The following is a 3,930-nucleotide window of genomic DNA, read 5'->3' as shown; positions in this document are numbered from 1 at the left end:
GCTGCCGCCGATAAGGACACCGATGATGCTGCCCTGGTCAGGAGACTGCGACTCATACCGCGAGCCGGTCTCGGGATCCTTGTGGCGATCTTCGTCGCCATGATGTATGCCGCGCACAACATCTGACCGGCTCCCGGACATCGTCGGCCCTCACGCCAGCCCTACGAAGACCGGCGCACTCGCTTCCTCGACGAAAGTCACCGGGTGCTGATCTAGAGGCCGCCGGCGGTGAACGCGCCGCCGACGATGTGGAACAGATGGATCGATTCGCCGAGAATGAACCGATCCGGGTTTCCCGGAGGCTCCATTCCTCGAGAGGCATCACAGGCTCGACGAGGATGTCCTGTCTGCTGCTGATGTTGGTGGGGGTGGCGGTCCCGTTGGTCATGCAGCGATCGGCTCCTTTCCAGTATCGCATGTCGGTGTGATAGCCGCCGCGTGGGCTCGGAGTTGGGTGACGAGGGCTGGCATCTGCCGGTAGCCTTTGACCCGCCGGAAGCTCTTTTCGGCTTCGAGCATCCCCGCCGCGCACCAGCGGCGTCGCATTTCACCGTCGCGCCACCGTTTCACGTTCGAAGTGGTGGTCCGGGCGATCGAGATCATCGACTCGATCGGGTTGGTCGACATCAACGTTCTGAGCAGGCTGCCGGTGACTCCGAGCCGCCGGACGGTAAACATCTCGGTGAGGCCTTCGCGGATCGATCCGGCGGCATCCGGGAACGTGCCTTCTATCTCGGTGGCGAGCCGGCGGGCAGCGGCGAGACCCTGGCGAGACCCTGGTCAGGGTCGGGGTGGTTGAACGCCTCACCGAGGCGCCGACGCACCCGTGGGCGCTCCGCTTTGGGCAGGTGACCTTCAACATTATCGGTTTACCGGCCCTCGGTGGCTGGGTTTCGGTCGGTCGGCGTGGAGGTCTATGACTGGTTGCTGACGGTGTGAGACACTCGACTGGGAGGAGTAGCTGATGGATTTGAGGGTGGTTGTTGTCGAGGGTGGTCATCGTCTTGGCGGGGAGGGGCCATTCTGTGATCTGGCCAACGCTTATCTTGGCCATCTCCAGGCGCGTGGCTTCGCTGCGGGTACGGTGCGCGGCTATGCGTTCGATTTGTTGAACTTCGGCCGGTTCCTTGTCGAGCGGGACGTTTCGGTCGGCGAGGTTGTGGCCGGGGACCTGTTCGACTGGTTGGGCTGGCAGGCGAGGCCGAAGCGGAGATCGACCGGGAAGGTGGTGGTGTTGGACGGCCGGCGGGGAGCGGCTGCGGCGACGATGAACCGGCGGGTGGCTGCTGTGCGGGGGTTGTTCGAGTACGCGGTCATCACTGGCGTCCGTGTCGACAACCCGGTGCCGCCTGGTCGTCGCTCGACGGGTCTGCGTGTCCGTCCTCGTCGGGGGATGCTTGGGCACCTGGGGGGCCGGCGGGGAAGGGTCGATGGTCGGCTGGTGCGTCAGGATCGTCGACTGCCCGAGAGCCTGGGTGCCGAAGAGGTCGCCTCGTTCGTGGCTGATCTGGAGACTCATCGGGATCGTGCCGTGGTTCTGGTCATGGTGCTGGGCGGGTTGCGGGCAGCGGAGGTGCGGGGATTGTTGTTGGCCAACGTGGGCGGAGCCTGTCAACCTTTTTGAGACGGGTGGTTCATGGTTTTATTGGGTCGGGGTGTCCTCCTCGGGTTTGTTGATCCACGCGATGTGTGGGAGCGGTGGTGGTGTCGGGGGTTTGCGAACGAACCGTTCGGGATGTGTCTGGTAGGCGGCGTTCAGGACGGCGGCTCGTCGCTTCTGGATCGCTTCGGCCCGGTCGTAGTGGACGTCGGCGGGGGTGTGAAACCCGATACCGGAGTGACGATGGCTGTTGTTGTACCAGTCGAAGAAGCTTCTCGTGAAGCTCTGGGCGTCTTCGAACGATCCGAACCGGCGTGGGAAGCCGGGCCGGTACTTGAGCGTCTTGAACTGCGATTCGGAGTACGGGTTGTCGTTGGACACATGCGGCCGGCTGTGGGACTTGGTGACGCCGAGATCGCCGAGCAGGTGAGCTACCGGTTTGGACGCCATCGACGCTCCCCGGTCGGCGTGGATCGTCAACTCGTCCCGTTCGACACCCTGGCTGCGGATCGTGTCAGCCAACAACCGTTCGGCGAGGTGCGCCCGTTCGGCTCGTGCGAGCATCCAGCCCGGTATGTAGCGGCTGTAGATGTCGATGATCACATACAGGTAGTAGTACGTCCATTTCGCCGGCCCCAACAGTTTCGTTATGTCCCAGGACCACACCGCGTTCGGGCTGGCAGCAACCAGCTCGGGTTTCACCCGGGCAGGATGGGTGGCCTGGCGGCGACGCTCAGACACCTCACCGGCATCTCGCAGGATCCGATACATCGTTGCGGTCGATGCCAGATACACGCCGTCGTCCAACAGTTTGGCATACACGGTGGCGGGCGCCTCGTCGACATGTTCGGGTTCGTGCAGGACCCGGAGTATCTCTTTGCGTTCAACCTGGTCAAGGGCCCTGGGCTGCGGCGCCGCAACCCGATCGGGTCTCGCCGGGACGGGGCTCTTGCGATGCCGGCGATAGTGCGTGGCACGGGGCCGTCCCACCGCCACACACGCCGCGACGACACCCACCATCGGGGCCAGCTCGCCGATCGCCGCATCGATCACTTCGCCTCGCCTCCCATCGCCGGGGCGCTGTCGGTGGCGAGTTGCTCCAACAGCGCCGAGAGTTTTCCCTGCACCTCGATCACCCGACGTGCCGTCCCCAACTCTTCTTCGAGCCGCCCGACACGACGGCGCAGCCGCACGTTCTCCCGCTCGACCGGACCGACCGGTTGGCGTCCCGGTTTCGCAGCCAACGCCTCGAGCGCACCCCGGTCGCGTTGCTTACGCCACTCCGAGATCAACGACGTATACAAACCCTCCCTGCGCAACAGGGCACCCTTGGCGTCACGATCCAAGCCCTCATACTCGGCGAGGATCTCCAACTTGTATCTCGCCGAATACGACCGGCGCTTTGCCCGCTCCGGGACCTCAGGATCCGGATCGGCCGCCCGGCCGACAGAGCCAACCGGCCGATCCTCTGCAGTAATAGACATCCAGCATCTCTCCTCTCGTCGCCCTCCCAAGACAGTAATTCACCTACACGATCTGTCTCACCAAAGGTTGACACAGAGGGTAATGCTCGAAAGATTCAGTCGACAGGCCGTGAGGATGGTCGATCTGCCATGCACCAGACTCAATCGGAAGTGGGTGATCGCCCCATTTGCTGGGTGCGGTTCCTGTTCGACGGAAGGCTCTAAGCTCAACGGTCAATGCAAGGCGTTCGACATTGGCGACCATCGGTCTTCCCGGACAATTGGGTCTCTCCCGGCCCCAGTCCGCGCCGGCCGATGCCCGCAGTAATCGGCATTTCGGCACAGATAGCACTCTTGTTGTTGGTCGCCCGGTTGCCCGGGGGGCCGCTCTTGGTGACACTGGCATTGTCGTTGTGGGCTTTGAGATCCCAACAAAGGGCGATTCAGGCGCTCGCATTCACGTGGCTCTTGGTCTTCGCCAATTCGGCACTGACACAGCCTCTGCCACTTGAGTATCGACTGGTTGTCATAGTGGCAGCGGCGACTGGCGTCCATCTTCGAACGAGGTTGCCCATTCCCGAACCCCAGCGCCGTCTCGTCCTCGCGGTAGATGTATTTGTGCTCTTCTCGGTGCTGGGTTCTTTCATTGTGAGCTACAGCCTCGCGGTGTCGCTTCTCAAGCTGGCGTTGCTTTGGTTGACGGTGCGCACCGTGGTGATTGCCTCAACGGACACCAACGACGACAGGAGATCTCAGAACGAGTGGTGGGTGGCCTTCGGGAAGGTCCTGATTCTCGCAAGTATTCCGCTTCTGTTGCTGCCAGCGGGGTTCCTCAGGAACGCGCGGGGGTTCCAGGGATTGCTGAAC

General features: G+C 63.1%; 5 protein-coding genes. 2 read left to right on the top strand and 3 right to left on the bottom strand.

Annotation, left to right across the window (positions count from 1 at the left end):
* Positions 1 to 384: 384 nt before the first annotated feature.
* On the bottom strand, positions 385 to 678 hold the full coding sequence (locus tag GWP04_12475) for a hypothetical protein (protein NIA26353.1): 294 nt from the start codon (positions 676 to 678) through the stop codon (positions 385 to 387).
* 286 nt (positions 679 to 964) lie between these two features.
* Here GWP04_12475 and GWP04_12470 point away from each other — a divergent pair, with 286 nt between their 5' ends.
* Complete coding sequence (locus GWP04_12470) at positions 965 to 1,624, top strand: site-specific integrase (protein ID NIA26352.1); 660 nt, start codon at positions 965 to 967, stop codon at positions 1,622 to 1,624.
* 18 nt (positions 1,625 to 1,642) lie between these two features.
* Here the strand turns inward: GWP04_12470 and GWP04_12465 are convergent, their stop codons facing one another.
* Together GWP04_12465 and GWP04_12460 are read right to left on the bottom strand one after the other, a co-directional pair.
* Entirely contained in the window at positions 1,643 to 2,653 is a 1,011-nt protein-coding gene (locus GWP04_12465) for an IS3 family transposase (GenBank protein NIA26351.1), read from the bottom strand.
* Positions 2,650 to 3,084, bottom strand: a complete 435-nt coding sequence (locus tag GWP04_12460; protein NIA26350.1) for a transposase — start codon at positions 3,082 to 3,084, stop codon at positions 2,650 to 2,652. The genes GWP04_12465 and GWP04_12460 overlap by 4 nt, the downstream gene beginning before the upstream one ends.
* A 294-nt stretch (positions 3,085 to 3,378) precedes the next feature.
* On the opposite strand from GWP04_12460, the gene GWP04_12455 reads away from it, so the two are divergent.
* On the top strand, positions 3,379 to 3,930 hold a 552-nt coding region (locus tag GWP04_12455), incomplete at its 3' end, for a hypothetical protein (GenBank protein NIA26349.1).

Source organism: Gammaproteobacteria bacterium (genome assembly GCA_011682695.1).
GTDB lineage: Bacteria > Actinomycetota > Acidimicrobiia > Spongiisociales > UBA4744 > BMS3Bbin01.
This window is presented reverse-complemented; position numbering and strand designations above follow the sequence as displayed.

What these genes read in the sequence shown, in the direction of transcription:
- GWP04_12475 (NIA26353.1), bottom strand. Translation starts at nt 678, where the DNA reads ATGTTTACCGTCCGGCGGCTCGGAGTCACCGGCAGCCTGCTCAGAACG.
- GWP04_12470 (NIA26352.1), top strand. Translation starts at nt 965, where the DNA reads ATGGATTTGAGGGTGGTTGTTGTCGAGGGTGGTCATCGTCTTGGCGGG.
- GWP04_12460 (NIA26350.1), bottom strand. Translation starts at nt 3,084, where the DNA reads ATGTCTATTACTGCAGAGGATCGGCCGGTTGGCTCTGTCGGCCGGGCG.